Here is a 16,280-nt window from a genome sequence, read left to right on the forward strand (position 1 = left end):
CGGTCAGGGCAGCGACGGGACGGGGGCGGCCTTCCTGGCGAGGCCGCCCGAGACCAGCTGCATGTAGGCGCGCACCGCCTCCTCCGGCAGCTCGCCGCCGCGGTCGGCGGTCATGTAGCGCAAGGCGAGATAGCCGCGCGCGGCGATGAGGATGTAGGCGAGCGCCTCCATTTCCTCCTCGCTGAGGTCGGCGATCTCGCCGGTGGCGCGGGCCTTGCGCAGGAAGCGCATGTAGCCGTCGGTGATGTTGCGGAAATGCTGGCGGTGCGCCTTGGGGGCGAAAATCTCCGCCTCGTTCAGGATGCGCAGGAAATAGGGCATGCGCTTGAGGAAGCCGAAGAAGGCGCGGAACGAGCGCTCCTCTCGCTCCTGGAAGCTCGTGGCGCCGCTCACCTGCTGGCGGATGTGGACGAGCATCTTGGCGCCGAGCACCGGCAGCAGCTCGTCGAAGATGTCCTGCCGGGAGGCGAAGTAGTTGTAGAAGGTGCCCTGCGCCAGGTTGGCGCGCTGGGTGATCCGGGTGATCGACGCGTCGATGTAGCCGTGCTCGCCGACGACCTCGGCGGCGGCCTGGAACAGGGCGTCGCGGACCTCCTCGGACCGCTGGACCCGCGTCTTTCGTGGTGCGTTCGCCCGTCTCATGGGACCCTTTTGCGTGTGCGGAACCGATTGCGCCGCCGCGGCATCCAGAACGCTTCTACCGCAGTCCGCGGAGCGGGGGAACACGCGTTTGGTGGTTCGGCGGCGCGATCGTGCAACCTCATCGCCCGGTGGCACCGATGTGCGCGAACGCGGCCAGCACCTCGCCGACCGACGTGTCGGGCAGACCACGGGCGAAACCGGCGATGCGGTCGTAGGCGTCCGCGGGGACGCCCGTCTCGCCGCCGATGCGCCGCACCAGCGCCTCCACCTCGTCCCAGGAGAAGTTGTAGTTCTCGGTCGTCATGACCTGCTCCTGCACCAGCGCGGAGCCGTCCTCCAGCGTCGCCTCGATGACGCAGCACAGGCGCTGCACGCCCTCGTCGGGCACGAGGTCGATGCGCCCGACCAGACGGTTCACCGCGTCGTCGTCGTAGGTGGTCATCGCCTTCATGCTCGGCACGCCGTGCACCAGCGTCAGCGCGATGCAGAAGGGGATGCTCATCAGCGTGCCGGAGATGGTGGAGAACGGCCCCTTGGCGTCCATGCCGGCGTAGCCGGTCTCGTACGGGTTCATGCGCACACGCACGGAGCGCAGCGGCCGCCCGGCCAGCGTCTCGCGCAGCGTCAGCGCGGCGGTCACCGGCGTCTGGTTGAAGGCGCAGACCGGGTAGGGCTTGAAGGTCACGCGGTGGATCGACCACGCCTCGCCCAGTCGCGCCGCCAGCGCCTCGACGTCGCAGTCGACGCGCGCGAAGGCCCGGACGAAGCCGGTGCGGCCCTCGAAGGCGTGCGGGGCCGACACCGAGCCCGCGGCGGCGAGCTGCGCCGCCGTCAGGCCGTTCACCCCGGCGACGCCGACCTGATAACGCCACTCGTCGGTGCCGTCGTCGAAGGATTGCAGGATGCCGCCGGCGAAGGACGCGGCGTTGGCCAGCGCCGCGGCGATGCGGTCCTCGTCGAGGCCCATCAGCCGCGCCGCGGCGGCGGCGGCGGCCAGCGTGCCGTACAGCGGCGAGGCGCGCAGCCCGGCCGGCGTGGTCTTCGGCGCGTAGGCGGTCTCGAACAGGCCGCCGACCTCGTAGCCGGCGACCAGCGCCGGCAGCAGACGGTCGGCCGGGTAACGCCCGGCCTCCATCAGCGCGGTCAGCATCGGGATCATGATGGCGCCGAGGTGGGCGGCGCCGCAGGTGTCCTCCTGCGCCCGCCCGTGGAACAGCGCGGACCCGGCCAGCGCCGCGCCCGGCACGCTGGTTTTGCGGCCGTCGCCGAGCATGGTGGCGCCGTCCGGCCGCTCGCCGTGCAGGGCGAGCGCCGCGGTGCGGGCGACCGGCGCGTAGGGCGTGGCGTGCCCGCCCAGCGCGATGCCGTAGCCGTTCAGCAGGCAGACGCGGGCCTTTTCGACGACGGCGCCCGGCAGGCTGTCCGTGTCGAGCGCGGCGACGAAGCGGGCGATGGTGGTGGCGAGGGGCATGGGCGAATTCTCCTCACTCGGGCGAAGGTTCGTCGCGCAGCACGCGCTTCAGCACCTTGCCGGACGGGTTGCGCGGCAGCGTCTCGCGGATCACCAGATGCTTGGGGACCTTGAAGCCCGCCAGATGGTCGCGGCAGTGCCGCTCGAGCGTCGCGGCGTCGAGGCTGGCGCCCGGCTTCAGCACCACGTGGGCGGCCGGCACCTCGCCCCAGCGCTCGTCCGGCACGCCGATGACGGCGACCTCGCTGACCTCGGGCAGCAGGAAGATGACGCGCTCGATCTCCGAGGACGCGATGTTCTCGCCGCCGGAAATGATCATGTCCTTCTTGCGGTCGGTGAGGAACAGGAAGCCGTCCGCGTCCAGGTAACCGACGTCGCCGGTGCGGAACCAGTCGCCGAAGAAGCTGCGCGCGGTCTTCTCGGGATCGCGCCAGTAGCCCTTGGTGATCTTCGGCCCGCGCAGGCAGATCTCGCCGGGGGTGCCGGGCGGCAGGGCGGCGCCGGTCTCGTCGCGGATCTCCAGCTCGACGTGCGCCAGGGCGCGGCCGGTCGAGCCGATCTTCTCGATCTCGCGCCCCGCCTCCATCAGCGTGTCGCCCGAACAGCTCTCGGTCAGGCCGTAGCCATCGATGTAGCGGGCGTTGGTGAACAGCGTGGTGAACTCGCGGATGCGCTGCTCGGGCGTGCGCTCGCCGCCGCCGATCGCCCATTTCAGGCTGCCGACGTCGTAGGCGCCGCGCTGCGGGTGCGACAGGATGCGGCCGACCATCACCGGCGCGAACCACGCGCAGGTCAGCCGCTCGCGCTCGATGGCGGCCAGCGCCGCGTCGGGGTCGAAGTCGCGCAGCACGCAGACCATGCCGCCCAGCCACAGCACCGCCACGCCCGGCAGGTCGAAGGCGCCGACGTGGTACAGCGGCCCCACCATCAGCAGCCGGTCGTCGGCGGTCAGGCCCAGGTCGACCACGTGGTCCATGCACTTCCAGTAGAAGTTCTCGTAGCTGTGCATGACCCCCTTGGGGTGGTCGGTGGTGCCCGACGTGTACATCAGCCGGAACAGGTCCTGCGTGCCGCGCACCCGCATTTCCGGCGCCGGGGAGCCGCCGGCCAGCGTGCGGCCGTCGGCCTGCGCCGCGGCGTCCACCGTCACGGCGCGCGGGTCGCCCTCGACCAGGGCGGCCAGTTCGGCGTCGGCGAAGACCAGCTTCGCCCCGGCGTTGCCGGTGATGAAGGCGACCTCGGCGCGCGCCAGCCGGAAGTTGATGGGCAGGAACACCGCGCCCAGGTGGCTGGCGGCGAAGGCGATCTCCAGGAAGGCGGCGCTGTTCTTCATCACCGCCGCCACCACGTCGCCCTCGCCGATTCCCCTGCCCGCGAGGAAGCCGGCCATGCGCAGGATGCGGTCGTGGAAGTCGGCGTAGGTGATGCGCTGGTCGCCGTAGACGACGGCGAGGCGGTCCGGCGTGCGCAGCGCGTGGCGGCGGATGAAGGCGCTCAGGTTCACCATGGTGCTGTTCCCTCCCGGTGCGGCGTGCCGGCGTTGCCCGCCGGTCTGCCGTTAATACGACTTCGGCATGCCGAGATCGTGCATGGCGATGAAGTTGAGGATCATCTCTTCCGAGACCGGCGCGAAGCGGAACAGGCGGGCGTCCCGCCACAGCCGCTCGACATGGTACTCCTTGGAATAGCCCATGCCGCCCATCGCCTGCATCGAGCGCTCGGTGGCGGACGCCGCGGCCTGCGCGGCGATCAGCTTGGCGACGTTGGCCTCGCTGCCGTAGGGCAGGCCCTTGTCGCACTGGTCGGCGGCCTTGAGGTTCATCAGCCGCGCGCACATCAGCTCGGCGTGCGCCTGCGCCAGCGGGAACTGGATGCCCTGGTAGGAGGCCACCGAACGGTCGCCGAACACCCGGCGCTCCTTGGCGTAGTCCACCGCCAGGCGGATCGCCAGCGTGCCGGTGCCGACCAGGCCGGAGGTGGTGACGATCCGCTCGGTGTTGAGGACGTCGAGCAGCGCGTGCCAGCCCTGGTGCAGGGTGCCGATCAGCTCGTCCGGCTCGATGCGGACGTCGTCGAAGAAGACGGTGCTGGAGGCCAGCGTGTTGGTGCCGACCTTCTCGATGGCCTGATGGGTCAGGCCGTCGCGGTCGACGTCGATGGCGAACAGGCTGATGCCCTCGGTGCGGCGGCCGATCTCGTCCAGCTTCTTCGTGCGGGCGACCACCAGCATCTTGTGCGCGTCGGGCACGCCGGTGATCCAGATCTTCTGCCCGTTGAGGCGCCAGCCGTCGCCGTCGGCGGTGGCGAAGGTGCGGATCTCCAGGCTGTTGGTGCCGGCGTTGGGCTCGGTCAGCGCCATGCAGAAGTTGAGCTCGCCGCGGATCAGCGCCGGCAGCATCTCCTGCTTCTGCCGCTCGGTGCCGAAGCGCGACAGCGCCACGCCGCCGAAGATCGGGTTGATCATGTAGAGCTGCGCCAGCGTCGACCCGCCGCCGGCCCCGCACAGCGCCTCGATGATCAGCGCCATGTCGAGCATGCCCAGGCCGGCGCCGCCGTATTCCTCTGGCAGCGCCACGCCGGACAGGCCGGCCTCGCAGATCGCCGTCCAGGCTTCCTTGGGGAACGCCTTCTTGGCGTCCTGGGCGCGCCAGTAATCGAGACCGAACCGCTCGCCGACGCGAGACGCGGTCTCGACCATCATGCGCTGCTCTTCGGAAAGCTGGAAGTCCATGGGTGTCTCCGGATCAGGGGGCGCGGAGCAGGCGCAGCGGCCGCTCCAGATAGGCGATGACGCGGTTGAGGAAGGCCAGCGCGGTGACGCCGTCGAACAGCCGGTGGTCGGCGGAGAGCACGAGCCCGAGTTCGCGCCGCAGCACCGGGGCGCCGGCGTCGTCGGGCCGGAACACCGGGCGGACGCTGGCGACGCCGAGGATGCTCGACTGGCCGGGGTTGATGATCGAGGTCATGTAGGTGACATTGTGCATGCCGGCGTTCGACACGCTGATGGCGCCGCCCTGGAAGTCCTCCCCGGTCAGGCGGCCGGCGCGCGCCGTCTCGGTCAGCGCGGCGGCCTCGGCGGCGAGGCGGTCGAGCGGTTTCGTGGTCAGGCCGCGCAGCACCGGCACCACCAGCCCGCGCGGCGTGTTGACCGCCAGGCCGACGTCGCCGCGGCCGAGCGTCACGATGCCGTCCTCGTCCCAGACGCGGTCCATCTCCGGCTGGTCGGCGAGGCTGCGGCCGACCGCGGCCAGCACGAAGTGCGTCAGCGTCAGCCGCGGACCGCTTCCGGCATCGGCGTTCAGCCGCTCCCGCAGCGTCAGCAGCTCCGACACCTCGGCCTCGGCGGCGAGGTAGAAGTGCGGCACGTCGCGCTTGGCCGCCGACAGCCGGCGGGCCATGGTCTGCTGCGTGGCGCTGGGCTTCTGCCGCTCGCCCGCGGGAGGAGCGGTGGCGGGCGCCGGCGCGGGCTCGGCCGGTTCCGGGGCGGCGGCCGGGGCGCGGCGGGCGGCGGCCTCGACGTCCGCCATCTTGATGCGCCCGCGCGGGCCGCTGCCGGTGACGCTCGCCAGGTCGACGCCCAGGTCCTTTGCCCGGCGCTTGGCCAGCGGCGTGGCGCGCAGCCGCTCGCCCGGCGCGGGGGGCACCGGGCGAGCAGCCGGCGCCGAGGGAGCCGCCGGCTCCGGGGGAGCGGCGGCCGGCGCGGCGGCGGGCGGGGGAGGGGAGGGTGCAGCGGCGCCGTCCGCCGACCAGCGGCCGATGGCGGTGCCGACCGGCACCGTCTCGCCGGCGGGGACGGTGGTTTCCACCAGCACGCCGTCGCTCTCCGCCTCGACCTCCGAGGCGATCTTGTCGGTCTCGACGACGAGGATGACGTCGCCGCTCCTGAAGCGCTCGCCCGGCTGGACGCGCCACTCCGCCAGAACGCCTTCGGTCATCGTGAGCCCGAGCTTGGGCATGACCAGATCATGGACCATGGATCAGCGCCCCGTGAACGCGGCCTTGCGCTTCTCCAGGAAGGCGCGGCAGCCCTCGTGGGCGTCCTGGCTGTCCAGGACGAGGCCGATCATCGCCTGCTCGTAGGCCAGCGCGGCGCCCAGCGGCATCTCCTGCCCCTGGCGCAGCGTGCGCTTGATGAGCTTGAGGATCAGCGGCGACTTGGCGGCGATCTTCTCGGCGGTCGCCATCGTCTCGGCCATCAGATCGGCCTTCGGCACGACCCGGTTGGCGAGGCCCCAGGCCACCGCCTCGTCGGCGCTGAACTGGTCGCCGGTGAAGATGATCTCCTTGGCGCGGCAGGGCGGGATCTGGCGCAGGATGCGCTGGGTGCCGCCGGCGCCGGGGAACAGGCCGAGGGTGATCTCCGGCAGGCCGAAGCGCGCGGTGTCGGCGGCGATGCGCAGGTCGAGGGAGAGCAGCAGCTCCGTCCCGCCGCCGAGCGCCCAGCCGTTGACCGCGGCGATGGTCGGCTTGTCGCAGTCCTCGAAGCGGCGGAAGCAGCGGTGCACCACCTCCGCGAACTCCAGGTAGTGGGCGAGGCCCTGGCGGCTGTCGAGGTCGGCGATGTCGCCGCCGGCGACGAAGGCGCGGTCGCCCGCCCCGGTCACCACGATGACGCGCACGCCGTCGTCGGCCTCCAGCTCGCCCAGTGCCGCCTCCAGCTTCAGCAGCGTGGGGATGTCCAGCGCGTTCAGCGTCTTCGGCCGGTTGATGGTGATGATGCCGACGTGGCCCTCACGCGTCGTGAGGATGGGGCTGTCGTCCGTCATGTCTCGTGTCCTCCCGATACTGTCGTCGCGCTCAGGCGAGGGTCTCTTTCACGGCCGCGACGATCCGGTCGGCGTCGGGCAGGGTGGCGGCTTCCAGCGATTTGGCGAAAGGTGTGGGCATGAACGGCGCGCCGACGCGCAGCACCGGCGCGTCCAGGTCGTCGAAGGCGTCGGCGGCGATGCGCGCGGCGATCTCGGCGCCGACGCCGAAGGCCTGCACCGCCTCGTGCGCGATGACCACGCGGTGGGTGCGGGCGACCGACTCGAAGACCGCCGCCTCGTCCCAGGGCTGGATCCAGCGCAGGTCGATGATCTCCACCTCGATCCCCTCGGCGGCCAGCCGGTCGGCGGCGGCGCGGGCGGCGTAGAGGGTGGCGCCGTAGGTGACGATGGTGGCGTCGCGGCCGGGGCGGTCGATGCGCGCCCGCCCGACCTCGCGCGGGGCGTCCTTGTCGATGGTCCCCTGCTGGGCGTACAGCGCCTTGTTCTCGACCAGCACCACCGGGTCCGGCGCGTCGATGGCGGCGCGCAGCAGGGTGTAGGCGTCGGCCACCGTCGCCGGGCAGGCGACGCGCAGGCCGGGAATGTGGGCGAACCACGCCTCCAGGCACTGCGAGTGCTGCGGCCCGGCGTTGAGGCCGCCGCCGTGCGGCGTGCGCAGCACCATCGGCACGCTGCACTGCCCGCCGAACATGAAGCGCGCCTTGGCCGCCTGGTTGACCACCGCGTCCATGGCCAGCGTGACGAAGTCCATGAACATGATCTCGACCACCGGCTTCAGGCCGGTCAGCGCGGCGCCCACGGCGGCGCCGACCATGGAGGCCTCGGAGATCGGCGTGTCGCGCACGCGTTCCGGCCCGTGCGCCTCCAGGAGGCCGCGGGTCGCCTTGAAGGGCCCGCCGGCGGCGGCGATGTCCTCGCCGAAGACGATCACCGACGGGTCGTCCCGGAGCGCGTCGTCGAGCGCCTGGGAGATCGCGTGGACGTAGCGAAGCGGCTTCGACATGGCTCAGGTCCCGGCGTGCGCGGTGGTGGTGGGGGTGTAGACGTCGGCGAGCGCCGCGGCGAAGTCGGGCAGGGCGTCGGCGCGGGCGGCCTCCATGGCGGCGCGCACGGCGGCCTCCGCCTCGTCGGCGATGGACGTGAGCGTCTCGGTGGAAACGCCGGCGGCCAGCAGCCGCTCGGCCGAGCGGCGCAGCGGGTCGGATTCGGCGAGCGTTCCGATCTCCTCCTCGGAGCGGTAGCGCTGCGGGTCGCCCTCGAAATGGCCGTGCACGCGGGTGGTGATGCATTCGAGGATGCGCGGGCCGCCGTCGCGCGCCGCGGCGACGACCTCCGCCGCCGCCGTGGCGACGGCGAGCGCGTCGTTGCCGTCCACCGCGCGGTGCGGCACGCCGAAGGCGGCGCCCAGCGCGTCGAGCCGGCCGGCGAACTGCCTCGAGGTCGGCGAGAACTCCGACCAGCCGTTGTTCTCGCACACCAGCACCAGCGGCAGCTGCCACAGCGCCGCCATGTTCAGGCACTCGTGCAGCGCGCCCTCGGCCATGGCGCCGTCGCCGAAGAAGGCGACCGCCACGCCGCCGGTCTTGCGGATCCTGTGCGCCAGTGCGCTGCCGGTGGCGAGCGGCAGGCCCGCGCCGACGATGCCGTTGGCGCCGAGCACGCCGAGGCCGAGGTCGGCCACGTGCATGGAGCCGCCGCGCCCGCCGCAGATGCCGCCGGCCCGGCCCATGATCTCCTTGAAGAAGCGGTCGAGCGCCACGCCGCGGGCCAGCACGTGGCCGTGGCCGCGGTGGGTGGTGGCGAAGGTGTCCTGCGGCGCCAGCGCCCCCACCACGCCGGCCGCCACCGCCTCCTGCCCGACGCTGAGGTGGATGAAGCCGGGGATCTCGCCGTCGGCGAACAGGCGCGACAGGCTCGCCTCGGTCGCGCGGATCATCTGCATGGTGCGGTGGAGCGCCAGGAGCGTCTCGGTGGGCGGCGCGTCGGTCTCGCGCTCGGCGGGCATGTGCACGGATGGGCCTCGTCGTCGTGGCGCGGAGCCGCATCGCCGCGGCATCCGCCAGATCCTGGTGAACAATGAACCATGATTCATATTTCCGTCAACAGGCTTCCGACCCATACCAATGGCCTAGGCGTCGCAAATGGCGGAACGGCCCAATTCAGCCGTTGCTAATTCCGTTCGCCGGTTCTACAGTGAGAATGAGAAATGAATCACGGTTCATGTTTCATGACCGTGCCGCGGCCCGGACGAACGGCGGGCCGGCGGAGCCAGAAATCAGATCCGGAACCGAGGCCGGCACGGACCGGCCCGCATCAGGGAGGACGCAGTATGCGACGGCAGTTCCTTGTCAGCATGATGGCCGGCGTGGCCGCGCTGGCGGCCATGGCGGCCGTTCCGGCGGCGGCGCAGGACACCATCAAGATCGGCATGACCTCGGCGCTGACCGGCCCGTACAACGAGTACGGCGAGGGCGGCCGCCGCGGCGTCGAGCTGGCCATGGAGAAGTGGAACGCGAAGGGCGGCATCAACGGCAAGAAGATCGAGCTGGCGATGCTGCTCGACGACCAGCTGGTGCCCGACCGCGCCGTGCAGAACATGCGCCGCCTGCTCGACAACAAGGACCTCGTCGGCATCATCGGCCCGGCCGGCTCCGGCCCGACGCTGGCGGTGATCGACATGGCCGCCGCCGACGGGCGCCCGTACATGAACCCGGTGGCGCAGACGCCCACCGTCACCTACCCGGACGGCGGCAAGCCGCGTCCGAACGTCTTCTCCTTCGCGTTGCAGAACGACGTCGAATCGGCGGTGCTCGGCCGCTACGTCGCCAAGCGTTTCAAGAAGCCCGGCCTCGTGCACGAGAGCACGGCCTACGGCGTCTCCGGCGTCGAGATGATCGCCAAGGAGCTGAAGGCCGCCGGCGGCGTCCAGCCGGTGGCGACGGAGACCTACAACCAGCGCTCCCAGGACATGACGGCGCAGATCGCCCGCCTGCAGCGCGCCGGCGCCGACGTGGTGGTGTGCGTCGGCCTCGGCGCCGACCTGGCGGTGATCCGCCGCACCATGGCGCGGCTGAACTATTCCGTGCCGCTGGTCGCCTCCAACGGCGCGCTGTCGATCCCCTATCAGGAGGGCGCGGGCGACCTGGTGGTCGGCACCAAGGGCTCGATGGTCGCGGTGTTCGGCGAGGAGACGCTGAACCCGGCCGCTCAGGAGTTCGCCGCCGCCTACAAGGCCAAGCACGGCACCGACCGCTGGTGGGGCAACGACCCCGAGCGCCCGCAGATCTTCATGTCGCTGTCGGTGACCAACGCCTACGACGCCGCCATGGTGCTGTTCGAAGGCATCAGCCGCGCCAAGTCCACCGATCCCAAGGCCATCGCCACGGCCATCGAGGGCATCCAGGGCCTGCGCGGGGTGAACGCGGTGTACTCGTTCTCGCCCGCCAAGCACCACGCCATCTCGCCGGAAGACGTGGCGATGTTCGAGTACGCCAAGGCCGGCGACAAGACGAAGCTGGTGATCGCGAAGGAGTGAGGACGGTCCGCATCGGGCCCCCACCCTGACCCTCCCCCATCTTCGACGGGGGAGGGGACTTGAGGCCCTCCCCCGCGCAGTGGGGGAGGGTTGGGTGGGGGCCCACCTCGGAAACCTCGCAAGGACGGATCCCCCATGCATTTCCTGCTCCAGCTGATCTTCTCCGGAATCTGCGTCGGCGCGGTGTACGCCCTGATCGCCATGGGGCTGTCGCTGACCTTCTGGACGACGCGCACCCTCAACTTCGGCCAGGGGTCGCTGCTGATGACGGCGTCGGTCGCCACGGTGGCGCTGCTCGGCGCCGGGCTGCCGGTGGCGATGGCGCTGCTGTGCGGGGTGCTGCTGGCCGGCGCCCTGATGATCCTCGCCGAGCTGATCGCCATCCGGCCGCTGCTGAAGGCCGGCGACAGCATGGGCTGGGTGGTGTCGACGCTGGGCTTCGGCCTGTTCCTGCAGGGTTTCGTGTCGACCTACTTCGGCTCGCAGGCCATCGCCTTCCCGTCGCTGGTGTTCGACGCTCTGGACTTCGTCGACATCGCCGGCGTGCAGGTGTCGTCGCAGTACCTCGCGGTGCTCGCCCTGTCGCTCACGCTGATGGTCGCCATGGAGCTGTTCCTGCGCCGCTCGGCCTGGGGACGGGCGGTGCGGGCGGTGTCGCACGACGCCGACGCCGCGGCGCTGGCCGGCATCCCGGTGCGCCGCGTGGTGGTGCTGTCGTTCGTGGCGAGCGGCGTTCTCGCCGGCATCGCCGGCGTGATGGTGGCCCAGATCACCGGCACCGTCGATCCGTCCTTCGGCTTCAACCTGATGGTGCTCGGCTTCGTCGCCGCGGTGTTCGGCGGCATGGGCAACACGCTGGGCGCGCTGGTCGGCGGCATCTCGCTGGGCGTCATCGAGAAGCTGGTCGGCGGCTACGTCTCCACCGCGGCCGAGCACGCGATGGCCTTCGCCATCCTGATGGCGATCCTCGCCGTGCGCCCGCAAGGCCTGTTCGGCCGCAAGGAATTCACGAAGGTGTAGCGCGCGATGCGAACGCTTTTCTCGACCCTCACCCATCCGCTGGCGGTCGCGGCGCTGGTCCTGGCGCTCGGCGTGGCGGCCTTCTTCGTCAGCTCATCGACCGTGCAGATCTGGTCGTTCGTGCTGGTCAACGTGCTGCTGGCGCAGAGCATCAACCTGCTGACCGGCGTCGCCGGGCAGATCTCGCTGGGCCACGCCGGCTTCCTCGGCATGGGCGCCTACGCCTCGGCGCTGCTGATGAAGAACCTCGGCCTGCCGCTGCCGGTCTCGCTGCTTGCGGCCTCCCTGCTGGGGGCGGCCAGCGGCTGGCTGCTGTCCTTCGCCGCGGGGCGGGTGCGCGAGTTCTACCTCGCCATGATGACGCTCGGCTTCGGCATGATCTTCTACGAGGTCGTGCGCGAGTGGACGTCGCTGACCGGCGGCGTGGTCGGCCTGAGCGCCGTGCCGTCGCCGACGCTGCGCAACCTCAGCCTGTTCGGTCTCAAGCTCGACGCGGTCGGTTACTTCCAGTTCATGCTGGTGGTGGTGGCGCTGGTGGTCTGGCTGCTGCGCAACTTCATCACCAGCACCTTCGGGCGCAGCTTCTTCGCCATCCACGTCAGCGAGATCGCCGCCGGCAGCATCGGCGTGCCGCGCGCCGCCACCAAGCGCGACGCCTACACGCTGAGCGCCGCGCTGGCCGGGCTGGCGGGGGGCTTCTACGCGCACCTCGTCGGCTACCTGGGACCGGAGACGTTCAGCCTGCACCGCTCGGTCGAGGTGCTGGTGATGGCGGTGGTCGGCGGCCTGGGCACGCTGTCCGGGCCGGTGCTGGGCGCCATCGTCTTCACCTACCTGCCGGAGAAGCTGCAGTTCTTCGCCGAGTACCAGTTCATGGTCTACGGCCTGATCCTGCTGCTGTCCTTCGTGCTGCTGCCGCGCGGGCTGGCCGGCCTGCTGCTGCCGCGCACCCGCTTCATCAAGGCGGTGGCGCCGACGGCCCCCGCGCCGGACGCGCCGACCTCGGTCGTGGCGCCGCAGGCCTGGCAGGGACCGCTGCTGCGCGCCGAGGGGGTGACGATCAACTTCCAGGGCCTGCGCGCGCTCGACCACGCCGGCATCGAGCTGAAGGCGGGCCAGATCCTCGGCCTCGTCGGGCCGAACGGGTCGGGCAAGAGCACGCTGGTCAACATCATCAGCGGCATCTACCGCCCGGACGGCGGACGCGTCCTGTTCGAGGGGCAGAGCATCGCCGGGCTGCCCGACCACAAGGTCGCCCGGCGCGGCGTGCTGCGCACCTTCCAGGACCCGCGGCTGGTGCCGTCCTTCACCGTGCGCGAGAACGTCCTGCTCGGCGCGCACCGCCTGTACCGGCAGAACCGGGCGGCGGCGGCCCTGGCGCTGCCCGGCGCCCTGGCCGAGGAGGCGCGCATGTTGGGCGAGGTCGACCGGGTGATCGCCATGGCCGGCCTGGAGCCGATCGCCGACACGCCGGTGCGGGACCTGCCCTACGGCGACCAGCGCATGACCGAGCTGTCGCGCGTCATCGTCGCCCGCCCGCGCCTCGTCATGCTGGACGAGCCGGCGGCCGGCCTGTCGGAGGTCGAGCTGGAGCGGCTCGGGCGCCTGATCCGTCACCTCAAGGCGCAGGGCGTCGGCGTCATCCTGATCGAGCATCACATGGACTTCCTCGACGACCTGGTCGACACGGTGGTCGTGCTCGACAGCGGCAAGGTGATCTACGAGGGGGGGATGGCCGGCATGTACCGCGACCCGGCCGTGGTCGCGGCCTATCTGGGCGGCGAGGAAAACCGGGGGGAGGCGGTCAATGCTTGAGGTCAGCGGCCTGGACGTCCGCTACGGTCCGATCACCGCGGTGCGCGGCATCGACCTGACGGCGGAGGCCGGCACCATCACGGCCATCCTCGGCGCCAACGGCGCCGGCAAATCGTCGCTGATGAAGGCGATCTCCGGCCTGGTGCCGGCGGCCGGCGGCAGCGTGAAGCTGGACGGCGAGGACATCACCCGACTGCCGGCGCACGAGCGCGCCCGCCGTGGCCTCTCGCACGCGCTGGAGGGGCGGCGGCTGTTCCACCGCATGACGGTGGAGGAGAACCTGAGGGTCGCCTGGGACTTCCGCAGCAAGGGCGGCAGCTTCCGCGCCGTCGCCGACCGGGCGTACGAGACCTTCCCGATGCTCACCACGCGGCGGCACACGCCGGCCGGCATGCTGTCGGGCGGCCAGCAGCAGATGGTGATCCTGTCGGCGGCGCTGATCCACGAGCCGCGCTACCTCCTGCTCGACGAGCCGTCGCTCGGCCTCGCCCCGGTGATCGTCCAGCAGATCTTCGGCTTCATCGAGGCCGTCTGCCGCGAGCGGCGGACCACCATCATCCTGTGCGAGCAGGTGGCGGCCCTGGCGCTGCGCGTCGCGCACCACGGCTACGTCCTGCGGCGCGGCGCGGTGGTGCAGCAGGGGCCGGCGGCGGCGCTGGCATCCGACCCGTCGCTTTCGGCGGCGTATCTCGGCAACTAGGAGGGCACGCGCATGCAGTCGGGCGTCTACGAGTTCCTGGCGCAGGACCGGGTGATCTACGGCCGCCCGGCGGCCGAGGCGGTGGTGGAGACGGCGGACAAGCTCGGCAAGAGCCGGCTGCTGATCGTCGCCAGCAGGACGCTGAGCCGGCGCACCGACGTGGTGCCGGGCATCCGCGCCGCGCTGGGGAGCCGCTGCATCGGCGTCTTCGACGACTGCGTCGAGCACGTGCCGCGCGCCTCCGTCCTGGCGCTGGCCGAGGTGGTGCGGCGCGAGGCGCCGGACCTGATCGTCACCGTGGGCGGCGGCACGCCGATGGACACGGTGAAGGTGATGCTGGTCTGCCTCGCCGAGGGGGTCACCGACGAAGCGGGCTTCGACGCCCTGCGCATCCGGGTGGACGAGGCCGGCAACCGCATCGTGCCGGCGGTCAAGGACCCGCCGCTGCGCCAGATCATCGTGCCGACCACGCTGTCGGGCGCGGAGTTCTCCCAGCTCGGCGGCGCCACCGACCCGGCGCGCAAGGTGAAGGACCTCTACACCGGGCGCTACATCGGCGGGCAGGTGGTCATCCTCGACCCCGCCGCGACGGTGCACACGCCGGACTGGCTGTGGGCGTCCACCGGCATCCGCGCCATCGACCACGCGGTGGAGACCATCTGCTCGCGCCGGCCGCAGCCCTTCACCGACGCCACCTGCCTGCACGCGCTGCGCATGCTCTCGCGCTCGCTGCGCGCCAACCGGGCCAACCCCGGCGACCTGGACGCGCGGCTGGAAACGCAGCTCGGCGTGTGGCTCGCCTCCACCGGGCTCGGGCGGGTCGAGTGGGGGGCCAGCCATGGCATCGGCCACCAGCTGGGTGCGGTCGCCGGCGTGCCGCACGGCCACACCTCCTGCGTCATGCTGCCGAGCGTGCTGCGCTGGAACCGCGCGGTGAACGCCGACCGGCAGGCGCTGGTGGCGGAGGCGCTCGGGCGCTCCGACGGCGACGCGGCGCAGGCGGTGGCCGATCTGGTCCGCGACCTCGGGCAGCCGGCCAGCCTGCGCGACGTGGGCGTGCAGCGGGAGCATTTCGACGCCATCGCCCGCGGCGCCATGCAGAACATGATGGTGCGCAGCAACCCGCGGCCGGTGACCGGCGAGGCGGACGTGCACGAGATCCTGGAGCTGGCGTGGTGACGGCGGCGCTGTTCTCCCCGCTTCGGCTGCGCGGCACGACGCTTCCCAACCGCGTCGCCGTCGCGCCGATGTGCCAGTACTCGGCGCAGGACGGGGTGGCGAACGACTGGCACTTCGCGCATCTGGCGCGCTTCGCGCTCGGCGGTGCGGGGCTGGTCTTCGTCGAGGCGACGGCGGTGACGCCGGAGGGGCGCATCACGCACGGCGACGTCGGCCTGTGGAACGACGCCCAGGTGCCGCCGCTGCGGCGCATCGCCGACTTCCTGCGCGCGCACGGCAGCGTTCCGGCCATCCAGCTCGGCCACGCCGGCCGGAAGGGCAGCGTGCAGCGCCCCTGGGAGGGCTCGGCTCCGCTGAACGGCGCCGGCGAGCCGCCCTGGCCCACCGTGGCGCCGAGCGCGCTTCCGGTCCAGGCCGACTGGCCGGCCCCGGCGGAGCTGGACGCCGCTGGCCTGGACGCGCTGCGCGACGCGTGGCGGCAGGCGGCGCGGCGGGCGCTGGCCGCCGGCTTCGAGATCGTCGAGGTGCACGCCGGGCACGGCTACCTGCTGCACCAGTTCCTGTCGCCGCTCGCCAACACGCGCACCGACGCTTACGGCGGCGACCGCGAGCGGCGGATGCGCTTCCCGCTGGAGGTCGTCCGTATCGTTCGGGAGGAGTGGCCCGCCGACCGTCCGGTGTTCGTCCGCATTTCCGCGGTCGACGGCATCGACGGCGGCGTGAGCATCGAGGACAGCGTCGCCTTCGCGCACGAGCTGAAGGCGTCGGGCGTCGATGTGGTGGACTGCTCGTCGGGCGGGCTCACCGGTCCCGCCACCGCGGCGCGCGTCCAGCGGCCGCTGGGCTTTCAGATTCCCTTCGCCGAGCGGATCCGGCGTGACACCGGCGTTCCGACCATGGCGGTCGGCCTGATCCTCGACCCGGAGCAAGCCGACGCGGTGATCCGCGACGGTCAGGCGGACATCGTCGCCATCGCCCGCGAGGCTCTCTTCAACCCGAACTGGCCGCTGCACGCGCGGCTGGCCTTCGACGGCAACGGCGGGTTCGGTGCCTGGCCGGAACAGGCCGGATGGTGGCTGGCGCGCCGCGAAAAGGAGCTGAACGGCCTCGGGCGGTCGTCGTTGCGCCGTCCATCCGGAGACCCATAGC

14 protein-coding genes are annotated in these 16,280 nt (G+C 71.9%); 6 read left to right on the forward strand and 8 right to left on the reverse strand.

Features of this window, described 5'->3' with window-relative positions; translation table 11 throughout:
• Positions 1-3 precede the first annotated feature (3 nt).
• The 8 genes from ACRWK7_RS17810 to ACRWK7_RS17845 form a co-directional block, all read right to left on the reverse strand.
• Positions 4-642 carry a TetR/AcrR family transcriptional regulator gene (locus ACRWK7_RS17810; protein WP_431857615.1) on the reverse strand — a complete coding sequence of 213 codons (639 nt, stop codon included), beginning with the start codon at positions 640-642 and terminating at the stop codon, positions 4-6.
• Positions 643-760: 118 nt separating this feature from the next.
• On the reverse strand, positions 761-2,113 hold the full coding sequence (locus tag ACRWK7_RS17815; protein WP_431857616.1) for an MmgE/PrpD family protein: 1,353 nt from the start codon (positions 2,111-2,113) through the stop codon (positions 761-763).
• Between the two features lie 13 nt (positions 2,114-2,126).
• The gene (locus tag ACRWK7_RS17820; RefSeq protein WP_431857617.1) at positions 2,127-3,620 is read right to left on the reverse strand and encodes an AMP-binding protein; all 1,494 of its coding nucleotides are present in this window, start codon (positions 3,618-3,620) and stop codon (positions 2,127-2,129) included.
• Positions 3,621-3,671: 51 nt separating this feature from the next.
• Complete coding sequence (locus ACRWK7_RS17825; protein ID WP_431857618.1) at positions 3,672-4,844, reverse strand: acyl-CoA dehydrogenase family protein; 1,173 nt, start codon at positions 4,842-4,844, stop codon at positions 3,672-3,674.
• Positions 4,845-4,857: 13 nt separating this feature from the next.
• A complete protein-coding gene (locus ACRWK7_RS17830) occupies positions 4,858-6,087 on the reverse strand; it encodes a dihydrolipoamide acetyltransferase family protein (protein ID WP_431857619.1) in 1,230 nt (409 codons plus the stop codon).
• Positions 6,088-6,090: 3 nt separating this feature from the next.
• Complete coding sequence (locus tag ACRWK7_RS17835; RefSeq protein WP_431857620.1) at positions 6,091-6,879, reverse strand: enoyl-CoA hydratase/isomerase family protein; 789 nt, start codon at positions 6,877-6,879, stop codon at positions 6,091-6,093.
• 31 nt (positions 6,880-6,910) lie between these two features.
• Positions 6,911-7,885 carry an alpha-ketoacid dehydrogenase subunit beta gene (locus ACRWK7_RS17840; RefSeq protein WP_431857621.1) on the reverse strand — a complete coding sequence of 325 codons (975 nt, stop codon included), beginning with the start codon at positions 7,883-7,885 and terminating at the stop codon, positions 6,911-6,913.
• A 3-nt stretch (positions 7,886-7,888) separates the two neighbouring features.
• Positions 7,889-8,887 (reverse strand): thiamine pyrophosphate-dependent dehydrogenase E1 component subunit alpha, encoded by a 999-nt coding sequence (locus ACRWK7_RS17845; RefSeq protein ID WP_431857685.1) that lies wholly within the window; start codon positions 8,885-8,887, stop codon positions 7,889-7,891.
• Positions 8,888-9,211: 324 nt separating this feature from the next.
• On the opposite strand from ACRWK7_RS17845, the gene ACRWK7_RS17850 reads away from it, so the two are divergent.
• The 6 genes from ACRWK7_RS17850 (at position 9,212) to ACRWK7_RS17875 (ending at position 16,279) form a co-directional block, all read left to right on the forward strand.
• Positions 9,212-10,417: an ABC transporter substrate-binding protein gene (locus ACRWK7_RS17850; protein ID WP_431857622.1), complete on the forward strand. Its 1,206-nt coding sequence runs from the start codon at positions 9,212-9,214 to the stop codon at positions 10,415-10,417.
• 135 nt (positions 10,418-10,552) lie between these two features.
• Entirely contained in the window at positions 10,553-11,437 is an 885-nt protein-coding gene (locus tag ACRWK7_RS17855; RefSeq protein WP_431857623.1) for a branched-chain amino acid ABC transporter permease, read from the forward strand.
• A 6-nt stretch (positions 11,438-11,443) separates the two neighbouring features.
• Positions 11,444-13,252, forward strand: coding sequence for a branched-chain amino acid ABC transporter ATP-binding protein/permease (locus ACRWK7_RS17860; protein ID WP_431857624.1), 1,809 nt, complete (start codon positions 11,444-11,446; stop codon positions 13,250-13,252).
• Entirely contained in the window at positions 13,245-13,952 is a 708-nt protein-coding gene (locus ACRWK7_RS17865; protein ID WP_431857625.1) for an ABC transporter ATP-binding protein, read from the forward strand. Before ACRWK7_RS17860 ends, ACRWK7_RS17865 begins: the two co-directional genes overlap by 8 nt.
• A gap of 12 nt (positions 13,953-13,964) precedes the next feature.
• A complete protein-coding gene (locus ACRWK7_RS17870; RefSeq protein ID WP_431857627.1) occupies positions 13,965-15,131 on the forward strand; it encodes an iron-containing alcohol dehydrogenase in 1,167 nt (388 codons plus the stop codon).
• A complete protein-coding gene (locus tag ACRWK7_RS17875) occupies positions 15,128-16,279 on the forward strand; it encodes an NADH:flavin oxidoreductase/NADH oxidase (protein ID WP_431857628.1) in 1,152 nt (383 codons plus the stop codon). The genes ACRWK7_RS17870 and ACRWK7_RS17875 overlap by 4 nt, the downstream gene beginning before the upstream one ends.
• Position 16,280 lies beyond the last annotated feature (1 nt).

The sequence above is a fragment of the Azospirillum sp. genome (genome assembly GCF_050789165.1).